The following is an 18,090-nucleotide window of genomic DNA, read 5'->3' as shown; positions in this document are numbered from 1 at the left end:
ACCGTTCCCACTCCCGCCGAACCCACCCCGCCCCACCCACCAGCGCGAACCGTTCCCACCCCCGCCGAAGCCACCCCGGCCCCACCCGCCGAGGCCCGTGCCATGACCGCCGCCCTCATCGACCGCGTCCGCCACCGCTTGGCGGGCACCGACATCGAGCTCACCGCGGCGGTGGTCGCCGACGCCGTCCGCTCCGAAGCCGGCGGCGTCCTGGCGGACTCCGACGTCCTCGAAGCCCTCCGGGTCCTCCGCCAGGAGTTCAGCGGCACCGGCCCCCTCGACCCGCTGCTGGCGGACCCCGGCACCACCGACGTCCTCGTCACCGCGCCGGACCAGGTCTGGGTGGACGGCAGGGCGGGCCTGCGCCGCACGACCGTCACGTTCCCCGACGAAGACGCGGTCCGGCGGCTCGCCCAGCGGCTGGCGGTGGCGGCGGGCCGGCGCCTCGACGACGCCTCGCCGTGCGTCGACGGGTGGTTGCCGGGCAGCGGTGTGCGGCTGCACGCGGTGTTGCCGCCGATCGCGGAGCGCACCTGCCTGTCGCTGCGGGTTCTGCGGCCGGCGACGCACGACCTCGAAGCGTTGCAACGGCTCGGCACGTTCGACGCCGAGATCGGGCTGGCGTTGCGTTCGATCGTCCGGAAGAGACTCGCGTTCCTGGTGATCGGCGGGACGGGGTCGGGCAAGACGTCGTTGCTGTCCGCGTTGCTGGGGTGCGTGCCGGCCACCGAACGCATCGTGTGCGTCGAGGACGCCAGCGAGCTCAGTCCCGGCCACCCGCAGTTCGTGCGGCTCACCGCGCGGCCCGCGAACGTCGAGGGTGCGGGCGAGGTGACAACTCGGGAACTGGTGCGGGAGGCGTTGCGGATGCGTCCCGACCGGATCGTGGTGGGGGAGGTGCGCGGGGCCGAGGTCCGCGAGCTGCTGACCTCGTTGAACACCGGGCACGAAGGAGGTGCCGGGACGTTGCACGCCAACTCGCCGGCCGAAGTGCCCGCCCGGCTGGAGGCGCTGGGAGCGTTGGGCGGGCTCGCGCCGCACGCCCTGCACAGCCAGGTGGCGGCGGCGTTGCGGATCGTCCTGCACATGCGGCGGGACAACGGCGTCCGCTACCTCAACGAGATCGGCGCCTTCGAGCGCACCGGCGACGGGCTCGTGGTCCGTCCGGTCTGGACACGGCAGAAAGGCTGGCACGACAAGGGGTTGCTGTGCTGACCCTTCTGCTGCTGGCGGCAGCTTTGATCACGTGGCCGCATCTCAAACCGATCCGGCGGCTCCGGCCGCGGGGCAAACGAGAAGTCGTGGTGCCGAAGCACCTCTGGCTCGTGGCCGCGGCGGCGGTCGCCTACCTGACGGCGGGCATCGGCGGACTCGTGGCCGTAGCGGTCCTCGCCGCGACGGTGAGAGCCGTTTTGAAGCAGCACAAGGAGAACAAGGCCCGGACCGCCGCCACCGAAGCGCTCAGCGACGGCTTGGGCGGAGTGGTCGACGAGCTGCGGGCAGGCGCCCACCCGGCCCAGGCGGCGGAGGGCGCGGCCCAGGACACCCCGGCGCCGGCCGGTGAAGTGCTGAAAGCCGCGGCGGCGACGTCACGGCTGGGTGGTGACATCACCAGGACGCTGACCGAACTGGACCAGCCGCTGCTCAAGCCCGCCGTGGCGCAGCTGGCCAAGGCGTGGCACGTGTCGGCGAAGCACGGTGTGGCGCTGGCGGACGTCCTGGACGCCACGAGACGCGACCTCGACCAACGGGCGGCGTTCGCGCGGCAGGTGCACGCGCGGATGGCAGGACCGCGGGCCAGCGCGGCGGTGCTGGCGGCGCTGCCGGTGTTCGGGGTGCTGCTGGGCGAGATCAGCGGCGCCAAGCCGTTCCACGTCCTCACGAGCACCACCGCGGGGCAGTGCCTGCTCGTGCTGGGCGCGGTGTTCCTGGCGGCCGGGCTGTGGTGGACGAAGCGCATCACGGAGGTGGAGCCGTGACGTTCCTGCTCCTCGCGCTGGCTCTGCTCGTGGTGCCGAGCCCGCGACGATCCGTCGATCGCCTCAAGCCCCGGGCCCACGCTCCGCCCGGCGAACGGAGAGCGGAAGGGCCGTTCGACAGGGCGGCGGCCTGGGACCTGCTGGCCGCGTGCCTGAAGGCCGGACTGCCGGTGCCGACGGCGATCCGGGCGGCCGGGATCGGAGAGCTGGTGCAGGTCGCCGACCTGCTCAGACTCGGTGCCGACCCGGTCACGGCGTGGGCGCCCGCGCTGGAGCACCCGGCCACGCAGCGGCTCGCCAGGGCCGCCAGGCGGACCGCGCGGTCCGGGGCGGCACTCGCCCGGCAGACCGCCGAGCTCGCCGCGCGGACCAGGGCCGAGGCGACCGACCAGGCCGAAGCGAAGGCGCAGAGGGCCGCGGTCGCGGTGGCCGCACCCCTCGCACTGTGCTTCCTGCCGGCGTTCCTGTGCCTCGGCGTCGTGCCGGTGGTGCTGGGACTGGCTGATCAGTTGCTCACCTGACCTGTTTTTACACCCGGGAGAAGAGATGGACCTGCTCGACGACGACAGCGGCATGAGCACCGTGGAGTACGCGATCGGGACGTTGGTGGCGGCCGCGCTGGCCGCGGTGCTGTACGTGGTCGTCACCAGCGACTTCGTGCAGAACCTGTTGCAAGGGCTGATACAGCGTGCGCTGTCGACGGTCTGACGACCGCGGCATGGTCACGGTCGAGGCGGCGATCGCGGTGAGTGCGTTGCTGGTGGCCATGTGGCTGGCGGCGAACGGGCTGACGGCGGTCATCGAGCAGATGCGGTGCACCGACGCTGCGAGAGAGGCGGCGCGGCTTGCGGCGCGCGGTGAAGGGCAGCGCGGTGAGGCGGCGGTGGCGGAGATCGCGCCCGGTGCGACCGTCGTGATCCACCTCGACCCGGACGCGGTGGAGGTGGTCGTCAGCAAGAGAGGTCCGCTCGGCTTGCCGCTCAGCGCGCGGGCGTTCGCCGTGCCGGAGCCGCGATGAGCGGCGAGCGGGCTGGTCGCGAGCGCGGTTCGGTTGCGGTGAGCGGCGTGGTGGCGATGCTGCTGCTGATCATCGTCGCGGCGGGCGGTGCGCGGATCGGTTCGGCGGTCGTCGCGCGGCACCGGGTGACCGGTGCGGCCGATCTGGCGGCGCTCGCGGCTGCCGCTCGTCTCGCCGAAGGCGAGGAAAGTGCTTGTGAACAGGCAAAACGAGTCGCCGTGGAGAACAGGGCCGAGCTGACGGGCTGCGCGGTGAACGGCTGGGAGGTGGTGGTCGAGGTGTCCGCGGCTACACCGTTCGGCACGGTGAACGCACGGGCGAGGGCAGGTCCGGCTGAAGATCGAAGCGTTTGGAGAGCGACGAGCGGTCGACTCGCAGCGGTGAGCGGACTCACACCCGCGCCCGAACATGCTGAACGGCGGTCGAACCAAACGCCCGGCGTTCGGTGCTCCGTTCAGCCGGAGGACGTTCGCCGTTCCACAGCTACCAGTTGTCGAGAGGGGGTTACGGCGGCCCGGGCCGGTGTCGTTAGTTGTAGAGGCGGCACCGACGCGGTGCTCCACAGGAACCGGCACCACGTCGATGTCGAGTCAGAGCCTAGGAAGAAGGCGACGGAAGATGGATTGGTCGGACAGCTGGCGCGGGGCCTTCCGCATCGAACTGCGTGCCGAGGCCGTGAGCCTCGCGTACCGCGGTTGGCCTGTGCTGCCCGGCACCTACCCGGCCGCCACCGAGAACGGCGTCACGCAGTGGGCGGGCCGCAGCGGCCTCGAGCTCCACGGCCCGATCCCGGTGCACCGCGACTGGGTCGACCGGATCGGGACGAGCCCCGACCAGGTCGCCACCTGGTGGGCCGGCCGTTCCTACAGCCTTCTCGTCGCCACCGGCCACGTGGTGGACGCGATCGAGGTCGGTACCGCCCTCGGCCGCCGCGCGGCCGTCGCCCTGCGGTCGATCGGTGTTCCCGTGCCGATCGCCGCGACCCCGTCCGGCCGCTGGATGTTCCTCGTGAAGTCCGGCTCGACGCTCAACTCCGAGCTGGCCAACAACTCGGACGTGCACCACTACGCCAAGGGCGAGTACATCCCGCTTCCTCCCACCACCATGGCGCACGGTGTCGTGCACTGGCGGGTCAAGCCGCAGGTCTGCGGCTGGAACCTGCCGGACGCGCACGTCGTGCAGGACGCACTCGTCGAGGCGGTCCGCACCCCGGCGGGCTACCAGCTCGAAACCGTCTGACACAACCGAAAAGCCCGGCCGTGCTGGGTGTCGTCGTGGACTCTCCCCGACAACCCCGAAGGCGATGCCCTGCACGGCCGTTCCACCAAGCCCGGTCCGATGACCGGCCTCCGCACCCCGCACGTCGGGGGCCGGCGAAGGAACGGGCGGAAAAGCCGAACACGCACCCCGAAGGACAGCCTCCCGCAACAGTGACCGGACCGAGGACAGTAGTGGCAGAGCCCCCGCTCTGCCGCGGTCGGTGAAGCCGGCTCCTCCCCGGAGTTCGTCAGCAGACAGTCGACACCGTCGCCTCCCGCGTGTCCTGTCGAGACGAACGAACCAGATTCCACCGATGTTCCAAGGGATCCGGTCACGAAGCGGTAGCAGGCGGGAACACGGTGTTCGGCACGTGGAGAGCGCGGCGGGGGTACCCGTGAGCCCCCGCCGCGCCCACGAAAGCTAGAAGTGGAGCCCTTCCGCGTACGCCGCGAAGGCGAAGGTCTCCTCCGAGGATCCGGGCCGCGGTACCGCGTCGGCGTCCCAGCCGAGGTCCCGGTCGCGCAGGACTTGCTCGATCAGCGGTGCCACCGCTGATCGAGCACATTCAACGCCCACAGCAGGGCGCCGCGCTTCGACTCCACCTCTCCGGTCCGGATGGTGTAGAGCGTGCGGCAGTACGTCGAGACGATGTAGCGCTGCGTCCAGGCGTTCCCCATCGGCGCCCACTCCCGGATGCCCGCCAGCACGTGTGGCAGCTCGGCCCGCATCGACGAGCGCAGGACGGAAGCAGGCACCTCGTCGACCAGCGACGTGATCGGCGGGCCGTCGAGCACGATGCCGTGGCGGCGCAGGATCCAGCGGGCGTGCGGGTTGTTGCAGTGCAGATCCCACTCCAACGTCCGCGTGCCGTGGTCGTTGAACAGCCACGGCACCCCGAGGCCGGCGATGGAGCGCAACGACTCGACGTCGGCGTACGAGCCCTCGATCTCCGTCGACCAGCGGCCTGGGCGCTGGGGGATCTCGTCGTGCAGCCGCCGCAACCCGGCTTCGCGGTCACCGGACGGCGGTTCGGTGCAGGCGACGATGAAGTCGCAGTCGCTGTGGACGTCACCGGCACCCAGGGCGAACGAACCCTGGACGTACGTGCCGACGTAGGTGGGACCGAGGATCTCGCGAACCGAGGAGACCAGGTCGGCGAGCAGGGCGTTCAGGTCGGAAAAGGGTGTGAACAAGGCAGACTCCCGTGGCTCGTGGCTCGTGGCTCGTGGCCCGTGGCCGGTGGAGGGGACGGGCGCGGCGGAGGCGGCCCGGGACACGGGGGCGGCTCGCTGCACCAGGGTGCGGCGGGGGCGACCCCTTAGTGACCAGTTCAAAATGAGCTGGCGTGTCGGCTTTGCCTGCGGGGCAGGACATTCCAAGATCACTGTGTGCGTGAGGAGGTCCTGACCGACGAGCTGTGGGCTCGGCTGGAACCATTGATCCCGATGTCCCCGAGGCGTTTCCGCTATCCCGGTCGCAGACGCGCCGACGATCGGGCCGCGCTGGAAGGCATCCTCTACGCGGTGCGCACGGGCATCGGCTGGAACCGGCTGCCCACCGCCTTGTTCGGCGCGTCGGGCTCGACCTGCTGGCGGCGGTTGACCGAGTGGCACGAGGCCGGCGTCTGGCAGCAACTGCACGAGCAACTGCTCGCCGAACTGCGCGCCGCCGGGCTGCTGGACCTGTCCGCAGCCCTGGTCGACTCCACCCACCTGCGCGCGCTCAAAGGGGGGACCACACCGGCCCGAGCCCGGTCGACCGCCGCAAACTCGGCTCCAAGCACCACCTGATCACCGACGCGGGTGGCATCCCGCTGGCCGTCACACTCACCGGCGGGCACCGCAACGACGTCACCCAGCTGATCCCGCTCATCGACGCAATCCCACCGATCCGCGGCGTGGTCGGCAAACCACGCCGCCGGCCACGGCGGATCTACGCCGATCGCGGCTACGACCACGACAAGTACCGGCGCCTGGTCCGCGCCCGCGGCATCACACCCGTCATCGCCCGCCGCGGCGTCGCACACGGCTCCGGCCTGGGCACAGTCCGCTGGCCGGTCGAACGCACCTTCGCCTGGCTCAAAGGCTTCCGACGACTCCGCATCCGCACCGAACGACGAGCCGACGTCCACCAGGCCATGCTCAGTCTTGCCTGCTCGATCATCTGCCTGCGCAAACTCATTCTGAACTGATCACTTAGGCCACTCGGTCAAGGCGCCACTCGGTTAAGGCGACCACCCCGGTTAAGGCGACCACTCCGGTCGGGGGCGGGTGAGGCGGGGCGACCACCCCGTCGGGGCGGTGCGCCGGGCTCAGCCGCGCCTAAGCGCGACGGGTCCGGTTCGTGGCGTTGCAGCCGCAGGCGTTCACCAGGCCACGGTAACCGGGCAACGACCACCCGGTCAGGCGATTTTGCCCAGCACCACGTCCAGCACCAGCACGGCGCCGGCCTTGTCCAGCGGGTCGTTGCCGTTGCCGCACTTCGGCGACTGCACGCACGACGGGCAGCCCATCGGGCACGAGCACGCGCTGATCGCCGCTCTCGTCGCCGTCAGCCAGGCCCGCAACGCCGAGTGCCCGCGGTCCGCGAAGCCCGCGCCGCCGGGGTGGCCGTCGTGCACGAACACCGTCGGCATTCCGGTGTCCGGGTGCGCCGCCGTCGACACGCCGCCGATGTCCCACCTGTCGCACGTCGCGAACAGCGGCAGCAGACCGATCGCCGCGTGCTCGGCGGCGTGCAGGGCGCCGGGGATCCGCTTGGCCTCCACACCGGCGTCGAACAGGAGCGACTCGTCGACGCCGTACCAGACAGCGCGGGTCCGCAGCGTCTGCTCCGGCAGGTCGAGCGGGATCTGGTCGAGCACCACCCCGGACGGCAGCCGCCGCAGGTAGCCGACGACCTGGGTCGTCACCTCCACCTCGCCGAGCGACACCGACACCCCGTCGAACTCGGCGCGTTCGACCTCGCGCACGACGGTGATGTCCACGCAGTCGCGCGGCTGCGTCGTCCACTCCGGGTCTTCGCGGTGGACCATCGCGAGGCCGCTGTCCAGGTCGAGCTCGTCGACCACGTACGCGCGCCCCTGGTGCAGGTAGACCGCACCCGGATGAACCTGCCAGCAGGCCGATCCGGGGTCGACCGTGCCGAGCATCCGGCCGGAGTCCGCCTCCACGACGACCACCTGCTCGCCGCCGGAGCCGCGGATGTCCACCCCGGCGTGCGGGCGGTCGTGCGACGCCCAGTACCAGCCCGCGGGGCGCTTGCGCAGCAGTTTCTCCGCCACCAGCTCTTCCAGGACGGACTCCGCGAGCGATCCGCCGAAGTCGTCCAGGCAGGCCGGTGTCAGCGGCATCTCCGACGCGGCGCACGCCAGCTGCGGGCCCAGCACGTACGGGTTCAGCGGGTCCAGGACCGTCGCCTCGACCGGCCTGTCGAGCACCGCGGACGGGTTGTGCACCAGGTACGTGTCCAACGGGTCGTCGCGCGCCACGAACACCACCAGCGCGCTGTCACCCGATCTGCCGGCACGGCCCGCCTGCTGCCAGAACGACGCCAGCGTGCCGGGGAAGCCGGCCACCACCACCGCGTCCAGCCCGGCGATGTCGACGCCGAGCTCCAGCGCGTTCGTGGTCGCGACGCCGAGCAGATCGCCCGTGGTCAGGGCTTTCTCGAGCGCCCGCCGCTCCTCCGGCAGGAACCCGCCCCGGTACGCGGCCACCCGCGACGGCAGCTCGCTGTCCACTTCGGACAGGATCCGCTGGGTGCCGATCGCGGTCAGCTCCGCACCGCGGCGCGAGCGCACGAACGCGAGCGACCGCGCACCCTCCACCACCAGGTCCGCGAGGATCCGCGACGTCTCCGCGCCCGCCGACCGCCGGACGGGAGCACCGTTCTCACCTTCCAAAGAGGTCAGCGGTGGTTCCCACAACGCGACCGTGCGCGACGCACGGGGCGAAAAGTCGTCCACGACAGCGGAAACCGGCACGCCCAGCAATCGTTCGGCGGACCCGGAAGGATCAGCCACAGTGGCCGATGCGAGAACGAACACCGGATCCGCGCCGTATTTCCGCGCGACCCTCCGCAACCGCCGCATCAACAACGCCACGTGCGAACCGAAAACGCCTCGGTAGGAATGGCACTCGTCGATCACCACGTACTTCAGCCGGCGGAAGAAGCGCAACCATTTCGGGTGCTGCGGGAGGATTCCGCGGTGCAGCATGTCCGGGTTGGTGAAGACCCAGTTGGCGTGCGCCTTGACCCAGTCGCGTTCGGCCATCGGGGTGTCGCCGTCGTAGGCCGACGCGCGCACGCCCTTGATCCCCAGCTCACCCAGCGAGCGGAGCTGGTCCGCGCCAAGGGCTTTGGTCGGCGACAGGTACAGCGCGGTGGCCTTCGTGTCCGCCAAAAGAGTGGAAAGCACGGGCAACTGGTAGGCGAGCGACTTGCCCGACGCCGTGCCCGTCGCGAGCACCACGTGCTGCCCCGACCACGCCAGCGACGCGGCCTCCACCTGGTGCCGCCACGGCTCCCGCACACCCGTCTCGACGAACGCCTCGACGACCGGGAGAGCTGTCCACGCAGGCCACTCCACGTGATCTGCCTGCCGCGACGGCAGATTCCGCGCGTGCGTGAGAGGTGACTCCCCGGCGGGCACCCCCGCCAGCACGCGGTCCAGCAACCGGCGTCCCTGATCCACCACGAGGCCGAGCTTCGCATACACCACCGACAGTCCCGGCCGGGCAGTGCTCGACTTCCAGCGCAGATAACGGTGTGTGCACGGATCGGGACGTTTCGTCGCCTCGTTGCAACCACCCCCTAGACTCCCCGCTCATCGCATCCAATGAGGGATGCGTCACATCGCGCTGGGCGGCCGGTCTGCCTCGGCGCTGCACATGGCAACTCACCAGGAGGACGGATGTCCCGGCATTTCCTCGCGGAGGGCCTAGAGCTCTCCGGGGGTGATCGCGGCGTCGTAGCCGTGGTCGCCGTGGTCGCCCTGGCTGCTCTCGCCGTCGGGTACGTGCTGCTCAAGGAGGTGCTGGCCGCGGGCCAGGGCACCGACAAGATGCAGGACATCGCCAAGGCGGTTCAGGAGGGCGCAGCGGCTTACCTCAACCGGCAGTTCCGCACGCTCGGCATCTTTGTCGTGATCGTGTTCGTGCTGCTGTTCGCGCTACCGGCGGATGATTTGGGCGAACGAATCGGCCGATCATTGTTCTTCATCGTCGGTGCCGCGTTCTCGGCGACCATCGGCTACCTGGGCATGTGGTTGTCCACGCGCGCCAACGTGCGTGTCGCCGCCGCCGCGAACGAAGGTGCGGGCGGGCGCGAAAAGGCGATGCGCGTCGCTTTCCGCACCGGTGGTGTGGTCGGCATGACCACGGTCGGCCTCGGCCTCTTCGGTGCCGCGCTCGTCGTGCTCGTGTACGCCGGTCAGGCCCCGAAGGTCCTGGAGGGCTTCGGCTTCGGTGCCGCGCTGCTCGCGATGTTCATGCGCGTCGGCGGCGGCATCTTCACGAAGGCCGCCGACGTCGGTGCCGACCTCGTCGGCAAGGTCGAGCAGAACATCCCCGAGGACGACCCCCGCAACGCCGCCACCATCGCGGACAACGTGGGCGACAACGTCGGTGACTGCGCCGGCATGGCCGCGGACCTCTTCGAGTCCTACGCCGTCACGCTGGTCGCGTCGCTGATCCTCGGCACCGCGGCGTTCGGCGTGCAGGGCCTGCTGTTCCCGCTGATCGTCCCGGCGATCGGTGTGCTCACGGCGGTCATCGGCGTCTACACGACGCGGGCGAAGGCGGGCGAGAGCGGCCTGGCGGCCATCAACCGCTCCTTCTACATCTCCGCGGTCATCTCCGCGGTGCTGTGCACCATCGCGGCGTTCGCGTACCTGCCGAGCTCCTTCGCGGACCTCAACGGCATCAGCGACGCGGTCAAGTCCACCAGCGGCAACCCGGCGCTGATCGCGTCCGTCGCGGTGATCATCGGCATCGTGCTCGCCGGCGTCATCCTCTGGCTGACCGGCTACTACACCGGCACCGAGCACAAGCCGGTCAAGGAGGTCGGCCAGACCTCGCTGACCGGTGCGGCCACGGTCATCCTGTCCGGCATCTCGGTCGGCTTCGAGTCGGCCGTCTACACCGCGCTGGTCATCGGTGCCGCCGTCTACGGCGCGTTCCTGCTGTCCGGTTCGGTCGTCGTCGCGCTGTTCGCGATCGCGCTCGCCGGCTGTGGCCTGCTCACGACCGTCGGCGTCATCGTCGCGATGGACACCTTCGGCCCGGTCTCCGACAACGCGCAGGGCATCGCCGAGATGTCCGGCGACGTGCACGGTGAGGGCGCGCAGATCCTCACCGAGCTCGACGCGGTCGGCAACACCACCAAGGCCATCACCAAGGGCATCGCGATCGCCACGGCCGTGCTCGCCGCGACGGCGCTGTTCGGCTCCTACCAGGACGCGATCACGCAGGCCCTGGTCAAGGTCGGCAACGTCGCGGGCGACCTGCCCGTGTCGTTCAGCAACGTGGTGTTCAGCCCGAACGTGCTCGTCGGCGTCGCGATCGGTGCCGCCGTCGTGTTCATGTTCTCGGGCCTCGCGGTCAACGCCGTGACGCGCGCCGCCGGTGCCATCGTGTTCGAGGTGCGCCGCCAGTTCCGCGACAACCCCGGCATCATGGACTACTCGGTGAAGCCGGAGTACGGCCGCGTCGTCGACATCTGCACCAGGGACTCGCTGCGCGAGCTCGCGACCCCCGGTCTGATGGCCGTGCTCGCCCCGGTCGCCGTCGGCTTCGGCCTCGGTGTCGGCCCGCTGGCCGGGTACCTCGCCGGTGCGATCGCGACCGGCACGCTCATGGCGGTCTTCCTGGCCAACTCCGGTGGTGCCTGGGACAACGCCAAGAAGCTGGTCGAGGACGGCAACCACGGCGGCAAGGGCTCCGAGGCCCACGCCGCGACGGTCATCGGCGACACCGTCGGCGACCCGTTCAAGGACACGGCCGGCCCGGCCATCAACCCGCTGATCAAGGTCATGAACCTGGTCTCGGTGCTGATCGCGCCCGCCATCGTCACCTTCTCCATCGGTGACAGCGCGTCCGACCCGATCCGCATCGCGATCGCCGTGGTCGCGGCACTGATCATCGTCGGTGCGGTGGTCGTGTCGAAGCGCCGTGGCACGGCGATCACGGACACCCCCGCGGAGACCGTGCGCAACGGCGTCGCGTAGTCCGCCACCTCCGGTCGGGGTACGTTCGGGTATTCCCCGACGTACCCCGACCGAGGAGTTACGACATGAGGCGCAGCCTCGTCGCCACTGCCGCTGTTGCCGCCCTCGCGCTGGCCGGGTGCACCAACGGCGGCGACTCCGGCACCACCACGACGACGCCCACCAGCGGCGCGGTCAGCCCCGAGACCGTCGCCTACATGGACAAGGTGTGCGGCGCCGCGTCCGAGTTCGCCAAGGTGGAGAAGACCGCCCCCAAGCTCGACGCAGGCGACTCCGCCAAGCTCAAGGCCGAGATGGCCGCTTACATGGGCCAGCTCGCCGACGCCTTCACCAAGTCCGCGGAGGGCCTGAAGAACGTCGGCCCGTCGCCCGTCGCGGGCGGCGACGAGGCCGTCACCAAGATGTCGGAGACCTTCACCTCGCTCGGCACCGTCTTCACCGACGCCAAGACGAAGGTCGAGCAGGCCGACGCCAACAACGCCACCGGAGGCCTCCAGGCCGCCGGAGAGGCCATCGCCAAGCTCTCCGAGCTCGCCGACCCGCTGCGCGACCTCCAGGGCGTCCCCGAGCTGCAGAAGGCCACGCAGACGGCGCCGAAGTGCCAGGAGATGCAGCGCCTCAACCTGACGCCGACGAGCTGAGCAAGGCCGTTCGGAGTAACTTCCGCCCCATGCGTCGCACAGTCATCGCACTTCTCGCCGGCTGCCTGCTCGCGGTCACCGCGTGCAGCACCGGAGGTTCGTCCACGTCTTCGGCACCGACCGCCAGCGAGGCGGACGTGGTCGCGTGGATGGACAAGGTCTGCGGTGCCGTCGACGGCACCATGAAGTCCCTGTCCGACGAGCCCCCGATCGACATGAGCGACCCGTCGAAGCTCAAGTCGGGCATGTCGGAGTGGCTCGGCGCGAAGGTCGCCGCGGCCGACAGGTCGGTCTCGGACCTCAAGGGGCTCGAGAACGGCCCGCACCCGAGGTCGAAGGAGCTGGCCACCGCCGCCCGGGAGGGCATGGGCCAGATCAAGGTCCTGCTCGCGGACACGAAGTCGAAGCTCGACTCGGCCACCGACGAGACCCAGGCCGTGACCGCCTTCACCGAGATGGCCTCGAAGGCCGGTGAGCTCGAGAAGGCGGGTGCGGACGTGCAGAGGAAGTTCGACGAGACGGGCCTCGCCACGGCCGCGCGGAAGGCTTCGAACTGCCAGGGCCTCCAAGCCTCCCGGCCCACCTCCTGACGAGCGGAAACCCCGGCTGATCGGATCGCCCGAACGTGTACTGTTCGGCGTCCGATCAGCTTTTTCTGGGGGTTTTCCACCATGAACGCACGTTTGTCGCTCGTCACCGCCTGCGCGGGTGTCGCCCTGGTCGTCACCGGGTGCGGTGGCGGCGCGGCTCCGGCGTCGCAGGGCAGCAGCGCGCCCACGACCACCACGACGACCCAGCCGGCCGCCGACCCGGTCAAGTGGGCCGGTGCGTTCTGCAGCGGCACCACGCCGGTGCTGACGGGCGCGGTCGAGCTCATCACCGTCGTCGCCGCCAACGCCGAGAACCCGCCGGCGATCAAGGAGGGCATGCTCAAGCTGCTCGACACCGGCGGCAAGGCCATGGCCGACACGGAGAAGAAGCTCAAGGACGTCGGCGCGCCCGGCCCTGAGCACCAGGCCATGCACGACGAGCTGGTCAAGATGTTCGGCGACGGCGCCAAGGAGTACGTGACCGTCCGCGAGCAGATCAGCAAGATCGACGCGAACGCGCCCGACTTCATGGCCCAGGTCGAGAAGATCGGTGGCGACTCCGCGGACCCGTCGAAGCTCTCGGCGCAGATCAAGAAGCTCGACTCCGACCCGAAGCTCAAGGACGCCGTCAAGACCGCGCCGGAGTGCACCGAGATGCGCACCAAGCTCGGGAAGATCATCGGTCAGTGAGACCGTTTTCGCTGGTGGCGGCCGTGCTGAGCGCGGCCGCACTCGCTTCCTGCGGCACGCCGCCGCCCGCCCCGGTCCAGCAGGCCGCACCCACGACCACGACGACGGCGGACGTTCCCGGCGCCGACCCGAAGGCGTGGTTCGAGGCCTACTGCGGTCCGATGGGCGTCTCCGCGGCCGCGTCGCGCGAGCTGCGGGGCATCGCCGGGGCCGGTCCGGCCGCGGCCAAGGACGCCGTGGTGCGGTGGGTCTCACTGGCGTCGACGACGCACCGCAAGATCGCGGCCGACATCCAGGGGCTGGGTGCCCTGGGCTCCGACGTGCGGAGCCTGCACGACAGGCTGGTCCGGGAGCTGAACACCGACGCGGACGGTTTCGGCCGGGTGGCCGCGCGGCTGGCGGCCCTCCCGGCGGACGGCGCGTTCCTGGAGCGCTACGAACAGTCCGTCGCCGTGGAGATGGGCAACGCGGGCGAACGGGTCGCCGCGTTGTTCAACCAGATCGCGACCACCCCGAAGTACGCCGAGGCGTTCCGCTCGAACGAGGTGTGCTCGAACTGGCAGGGCCTGGCCACAGCAAAATAGGTCTCATGAGGACGCGCCTGATCGCAGCCGCGCTGGCCGGCACAGCCGTGCTGGCCGGCGCCTGCGGTTCCGACGAGGACAAGCCGCTCACCGAGGCCCAGGGCCGGTGGGTCGACACCTTCTGCGGTGGCCTGCTGCCCGGCATCAAGGCGGGCAGGGAGCTGCAGGCGCAGGACCCGGCCAACCCGGCGGCGGTCAAGGCGGCTTACCTGGAGCTCATCGCCGAGAACGCCACGGCGCTCGCCGCGGCCGAGAAGCAGCTCGGCGAGCTCGGGCCGCCCTCGGACGAGCTGAAGACCGTCCACGAACGGCTGACGAAGTACTTCAGCGAGTCGGCGCGGTCCTACGAGGCGGCGAAAGCGCCGGTGACGGCGTTGGAGCCGAACGCGCGGTTCTGGGAAGGCGCCGAGAAGGTGCTCGCGGACACCTCCCAGGTCAGCAGTCCGGAAGAGCTGCGGGCGACCTTCGACACGTTGGAGAAGTCGCCCAAGTACTCGGCGGCGATCAGCAAATCCGCGCCGTGCGGCGAGCTGAAGAACTCCGGGCAGCGGTGATCGCTCGACCGGCGTAGTCCCAAGCGCACCACTGGTCACAGTCGAACGTCTGTTCTACCCTGTGGGCCGTGGTTGGGCAGCTGTCCTTCTTCTCGGCCGAGGCACGCACCCCGGCCAAGGCGGACCTCGCCGGCTTCCTCTGCGGGCCGGGGCAGGCCGTCAGCTTCGCGCGCGGCACGGCGGCCCGCGTGTACGTGGAGCTGCGCGACGAGTGGCGCCACGGGCCGCTCAAGCAGGCGTGCGCCGAGCGCGGCGTCACCACGGAGCTGTGCGTCAACGAGGAGGGCACGCGGTTCGTCCGCACCCCGTTCCGCACCGACCTCACCGGACTGGCCGCCCGCTGGCTGGACGGCCCCGTCAAGCGGGTGCCCGCCGACTTCGAGCTCAACGGAGCGGTGCTCCGCGTCTGGGCGCTCGCCGCGGGGTGCTGGATGGAGTCCGCCTACCTGCTCGGTTTGGACCCGAATGCCCCCCAGACACACCTACCGTTGCAAAATGCGCTGCTTGCGTCCGGACTTCCGTGCACCCTGGTAGGGGCACCCGCGTTGCGGGTGACCGGCCGGCGACGGCTGGCACGGCTCGCTGAGCTGGTCGGAAGCCCTCCGCAGGGAGTGGCGATGAGCACCTGGCCGGCGGCCTGAGGCGGGCGGTCCGGCAAGGTTGTGTCACTCTGTCACGTCGTACAGGCGTCGCGGACACACGACGGATGGTGTGCTTTTCGGCCGGCGCTGGGCAACACTGGCGGGCCTGGGAACCGGGTTTGGAAGAGAGCGGGACGGCGAGTGGCTGGATCGACACGGACGAAAAAGAGCAGCGGAGGCGGGGGCAGCACCCGACGACTGGTGATCGTCGAGTCGCCCACGAAGGCGCGCAAGATCGCCTCGTACCTCGGCAGCAACTTCGTCGTGGAGTCCTCCAGGGGGCACATCCGGGACCTGCCACGCGGTGCCGCCGACGTCCCCGCGAAGTACAAGGGCCAGGCCTGGGCCAGGCTCGGCGTGGACGTCGACCACGGCTTCGAGCCCCTCTACGTGGTCTCCGCCGACAAGAAGTCGCTGGTCACGGAGCTCAAGGAAGCCCTGAAGGACGTCGACGAGCTCTACCTCGCGACAGACGGTGACCGCGAGGGCGAGGCCATCGCCTGGCACCTCCTCGAGACGCTCAAGCCCAAGGTCCCGGTCCGCCGGATGGTGTTCCACGAGATCACCGAGTCCGCGATCCAGGCCGCCGCCGCCAACCCCCGCGATCTCGACCAGGACCTGGTCGACGCGCAGGAGACCCGCCGCATCCTCGACCGCCTCTACGGCTACGAGGTCAGCCCGGTGCTGTGGAAGAAGGTCATGCCGAAGCTCTCGGCGGGCCGTGTGCAGTCCGTGGCGACGCGTCTGGTCGTGGAGCGCGAACGTGAGCGGATGAAGTTCGTCTCAGCGAACTACTGGGACATCTCCGCGCAGATGGACGCCGGTGAGGACGCCACGCCGCGCCAGTTCGGCGCACGGCTCGTGGCCGTCGACGGCACCCGTCTCGCCACGGGCCGCGACTTCGGCTCCGACGGCAAGCTGACCGGCAGGGCCGACGTGGTCGTGCTGGACGAGGCGCAGGCCAGGGCCATCGCGACCGGACTGGAGAACGCGCCGGTCAAGGTCTCCTCCGTCGAGGAGAAGCCGTACACGCGCAAGCCGTACGCGCCGTTCATGACCTCGACGCTGCAGCAGGAGGCGGGCCGCAAGCTGCGGTTCTCCGCCGACCGCACGATGCGCACGGCGCAGAAGCTGTACGAGAACGGCTACATCACCTACATGCGCACCGACAGCACGACGCTGTCGGAGACGGCGATCAACGCGGCCCGCACGCAGGCCACGGACCTGTACGGCGCGCAGTACGTCGCGGACAAGCCGCGCCAGTACACGCGCAAGGTCAAGAACGCGCAGGAGGCGCACGAGGCGATCCGGCCGGCCGGAGAGGTCTTCCGCACGCCCGGTCAGGTGGCCGCCGAGCTCGACTCCGACGAGTTCAAGCTCTACGAGATGATCTGGCAGCGCACGATCGCGTCCCAGATGGCCGACGCGCGGGGCAACACGACCAGCATCCGCATCCAGGGGCGTGCCGCGACGGGCCAGGAGGTCACGTTCGCCGCGTCCGGCCGCACGATCACGTTCGCCGGCTTCCTCAAGGCCTACGTCGAGACGGTCGACGCCGAGGCGGGCGGCGAGTCCGACGACGCGGAGTCGCGCCTCCCGCTGCTGGTCAAGGACCAGGACCTGACGATCGCGGAGCTGTCCGCGGACGGTCACACCACCTCGCCGCCCTCGCGCTACACCGAGCCGTCGCTGATCAAGACGATGGAGGAGCTCGGCATCGGCCGTCCCTCCACGTACTCGTCGATCATCAGCACCATCCAGGACCGCGGCTACGTGTGGAAGAAGGGTGCCGCGCTGGTCCCGTCCTGGGTGGCGTTCGCCGTGGTCGGGCTGCTGGAGCAGCACTTCGGCCGCCTGGTCGACTACGACTTCACCGCCGCCCTCGAGGACGAGCTGGACGGCATCGCCGCGGGTCGTCAGGGCCGCACGACGTGGCTGTCCGGGTTCTACTTCGGCGGCAGCATCGGTCCCGACGGCTCGATCGGCCGCTCCGGCGGCCTGAAGAAGCTGGTCGGCACGGGCGTCGAGGACATCGACCCGCGCGAGATCAACTCGATCCCGCTGTTCAGCGACTCCGAGGGCCGCACGGTCGTCGTGCGCGTCGGCCGCTTCGGGCCGTACCTGGAGCGCGAGGTCGACGGAGTCGCCCAGCGCGCGAACGTGCAGGACGACCTGGCGCCGGACGAGCTGTCCGCGGAGATCGCCGAGAAGCTCTTCTCGACGCCGCAGGAGGGCCGTTCGCTCGGAACCGACCCGGTCTCGGGCAACGAGATCGTGGCCAAGGAGGGCCGCTTCGGCCCGTACGTGACCGAGGTGCTGCCCGAGCCGGCCGAGAACGGCACGTCGAAGGCCAAGGCCCCGAAGCCGCGCACCGGCTCGCTGTTCAAGTCGATGTCGCTGGACACGGTGACGCTCGACGACGCGCTCAAGCTGCTCTCGCTGCCGCGCGTGGTCGGCAAGGACCCGGAGACGGGTGCCGAGATCACCGCGCAGAACGGCCGCTACGGCCCGTACCTGAAGAAGGGCACGGACTCGCGGTCGCTGGTCGACGAGTCCCAGATCTTCACCGTCACGCTCGAAGAGGCGTTGAAGATCTACGCCGAGCCGAAGAAGCGCGGCCGGGCGGCCGCCGCGCCGCCGTTGCGCGAGCTGGGCAACGACCCGGTGTCCGGCAAGCCGATGGTGATCAAGGAGGGCCGCTTCGGCCCGTACGTCACCGACGGCGAGGCGAACGCGTCGCTGCGCAAGTCGGACAGCGTCGAGACGATCACCGACGAGCGCGCGGCCGAGCTGCTGGCCGAGAAGCGCGCCAAGGGGCCGGTCAAGAAGAAGGCCCCGGCCAAGAAGGCCGCCACGGCGAAGAAGCCCGCGGCGAAGAAGGCTCCGGCGAAGTCCAAGAGCTGAG

18 protein-coding genes and 1 pseudogene are annotated in these 18,090 nt (G+C 70.4%); 16 read left to right on the top strand and 3 right to left on the bottom strand.

Annotated features, from left to right (window positions below; all coding sequences use genetic code 11):
- Positions 1 to 102: 102 nt before the first annotated feature.
- The 7 genes and pseudogenes from L6E10_RS19410 (at position 103) to L6E10_RS19380 (ending at position 4,236) form a co-directional block, all read left to right on the top strand.
- Positions 103 to 1,215 carry a TadA family conjugal transfer-associated ATPase gene (locus tag L6E10_RS19410; protein WP_236221130.1) on the top strand — a complete coding sequence of 371 codons (1,113 nt, stop codon included), beginning with the start codon at positions 103 to 105 and terminating at the stop codon, positions 1,213 to 1,215.
- Positions 1,209 to 1,979: a type II secretion system F family protein gene (locus L6E10_RS19405; RefSeq protein ID WP_236220886.1), complete on the top strand. Its 771-nt coding sequence runs from the start codon at positions 1,209 to 1,211 to the stop codon at positions 1,977 to 1,979. Before L6E10_RS19410 ends, L6E10_RS19405 begins: the two co-directional genes overlap by 7 nt.
- On the top strand, positions 1,976 to 2,500 hold the full coding sequence (locus L6E10_RS19400; RefSeq protein ID WP_236220885.1) for a type II secretion system F family protein: 525 nt from the start codon (positions 1,976 to 1,978) through the stop codon (positions 2,498 to 2,500). The genes L6E10_RS19405 and L6E10_RS19400 overlap by 4 nt, the downstream gene beginning before the upstream one ends.
- Positions 2,501 to 2,525: 25 nt before the next feature.
- Positions 2,526 to 2,687: a DUF4244 domain-containing protein gene (locus tag L6E10_RS19395; protein ID WP_090097586.1), complete on the top strand. Its 162-nt coding sequence runs from the start codon at positions 2,526 to 2,528 to the stop codon at positions 2,685 to 2,687.
- A gap of 10 nt (positions 2,688 to 2,697) precedes the next feature.
- The gene (locus tag L6E10_RS19390; RefSeq protein ID WP_236220884.1) at positions 2,698 to 2,997 is read left to right on the top strand and encodes a TadE family type IV pilus minor pilin; all 300 of its coding nucleotides are present in this window, start codon (positions 2,698 to 2,700) and stop codon (positions 2,995 to 2,997) included.
- Positions 2,994 to 3,317, top strand: a pseudogene (locus tag L6E10_RS19385) (Rv3654c family TadE-like protein); the annotation flags it as partial. The gene L6E10_RS19390 and the pseudogene L6E10_RS19385, both read left to right, overlap by 4 nt.
- Positions 3,318 to 3,615: 298 nt before the next feature.
- A complete protein-coding gene (locus L6E10_RS19380; RefSeq protein ID WP_236220883.1) occupies positions 3,616 to 4,236 on the top strand; it encodes a bifunctional DNA primase/polymerase in 621 nt (206 codons plus the stop codon).
- 441 nt (positions 4,237 to 4,677) lie between these two features.
- Here L6E10_RS19380 and L6E10_RS40375 read toward each other — a convergent pair whose 3' ends face one another.
- Positions 4,678 to 4,806, bottom strand: a complete 129-nt coding sequence (locus L6E10_RS40375; RefSeq protein ID WP_275676691.1) for a hypothetical protein — start codon at positions 4,804 to 4,806, stop codon at positions 4,678 to 4,680.
- On the bottom strand, positions 4,794 to 5,450 hold the full coding sequence (locus tag L6E10_RS19375; RefSeq protein ID WP_236220882.1) for an aminoglycoside adenylyltransferase domain-containing protein: 657 nt from the start codon (positions 5,448 to 5,450) through the stop codon (positions 4,794 to 4,796). Before L6E10_RS19375 ends, L6E10_RS40375 begins: the two co-directional genes overlap by 13 nt.
- Before the next feature lie 195 nt (positions 5,451 to 5,645).
- Here L6E10_RS19375 and L6E10_RS19370 point away from each other — a divergent pair.
- Positions 5,646 to 6,448 (top strand): IS5 family transposase gene (locus L6E10_RS19370; protein ID WP_374236991.1). Its coding sequence is split into 2 segments (ribosomal slippage): positions 5,646 to 5,991 and positions 5,991 to 6,448, totalling 804 coding nucleotides; the frame shifts between segments, so codons are not numbered across the junction.
- Positions 6,449 to 6,658: 210 nt separating this feature from the next.
- Here L6E10_RS19370 and L6E10_RS19365 read toward each other — a convergent pair.
- Positions 6,659 to 8,980 carry a DEAD/DEAH box helicase gene (locus tag L6E10_RS19365; protein ID WP_236220880.1) on the bottom strand — a complete coding sequence of 774 codons (2,322 nt, stop codon included), beginning with the start codon at positions 8,978 to 8,980 and terminating at the stop codon, positions 6,659 to 6,661.
- 192 nt (positions 8,981 to 9,172) lie between these two features.
- Between L6E10_RS19365 and L6E10_RS19360 the strand changes: the two genes are divergently transcribed.
- From L6E10_RS19360 to topA, 8 genes are all read left to right on the top strand, one after another.
- Entirely contained in the window at positions 9,173 to 11,485 is a 2,313-nt protein-coding gene (locus L6E10_RS19360) for a sodium-translocating pyrophosphatase (RefSeq protein ID WP_236220879.1), read from the top strand.
- A 65-nt stretch (positions 11,486 to 11,550) separates the two neighbouring features.
- Positions 11,551 to 12,126 carry a hypothetical protein gene (locus L6E10_RS19355; RefSeq protein WP_236220878.1) on the top strand — a complete coding sequence of 192 codons (576 nt, stop codon included), beginning with the start codon at positions 11,551 to 11,553 and terminating at the stop codon, positions 12,124 to 12,126.
- Positions 12,127 to 12,155: 29 nt separating this feature from the next.
- Complete coding sequence (locus L6E10_RS19350; protein WP_236220877.1) at positions 12,156 to 12,716, top strand: hypothetical protein; 561 nt, start codon at positions 12,156 to 12,158, stop codon at positions 12,714 to 12,716.
- Positions 12,717 to 12,797: 81 nt separating this feature from the next.
- On the top strand, positions 12,798 to 13,406 hold the full coding sequence (locus L6E10_RS19345) for a hypothetical protein (RefSeq protein ID WP_236220876.1): 609 nt from the start codon (positions 12,798 to 12,800) through the stop codon (positions 13,404 to 13,406).
- Positions 13,403 to 13,990, top strand: coding sequence for a hypothetical protein (locus tag L6E10_RS19340; RefSeq protein ID WP_236220875.1), 588 nt, complete (start codon positions 13,403 to 13,405; stop codon positions 13,988 to 13,990). Before L6E10_RS19345 ends, L6E10_RS19340 begins: the two co-directional genes overlap by 4 nt.
- 5 nt (positions 13,991 to 13,995) lie before the next feature.
- On the top strand, positions 13,996 to 14,544 hold the full coding sequence (locus L6E10_RS19335) for a hypothetical protein (RefSeq protein WP_236220874.1): 549 nt from the start codon (positions 13,996 to 13,998) through the stop codon (positions 14,542 to 14,544).
- A 68-nt stretch (positions 14,545 to 14,612) separates the two neighbouring features.
- The gene (locus L6E10_RS19330) at positions 14,613 to 15,185 is read left to right on the top strand and encodes a hypothetical protein (protein ID WP_236220873.1); all 573 of its coding nucleotides are present in this window, start codon (positions 14,613 to 14,615) and stop codon (positions 15,183 to 15,185) included.
- Between the two features lie 141 nt (positions 15,186 to 15,326).
- A complete protein-coding gene (gene topA / locus L6E10_RS19325; protein WP_236220872.1) occupies positions 15,327 to 18,089 on the top strand; it encodes a type I DNA topoisomerase in 2,763 nt (920 codons plus the stop codon).
- Position 18,090: the final 1 nt, after the last annotated feature.

Origin of the sequence: Lentzea sp. CC55, assembly GCF_021056325.1 — a bacterium.
Classification (GTDB): Bacteria; Actinomycetota; Actinomycetes; order Mycobacteriales; family Pseudonocardiaceae; genus Lentzea; species Lentzea jiangxiensis.
Note: the sequence above shows the minus strand (reverse complement) of the source record. Positions and strands in the feature narration are given on the sequence as shown.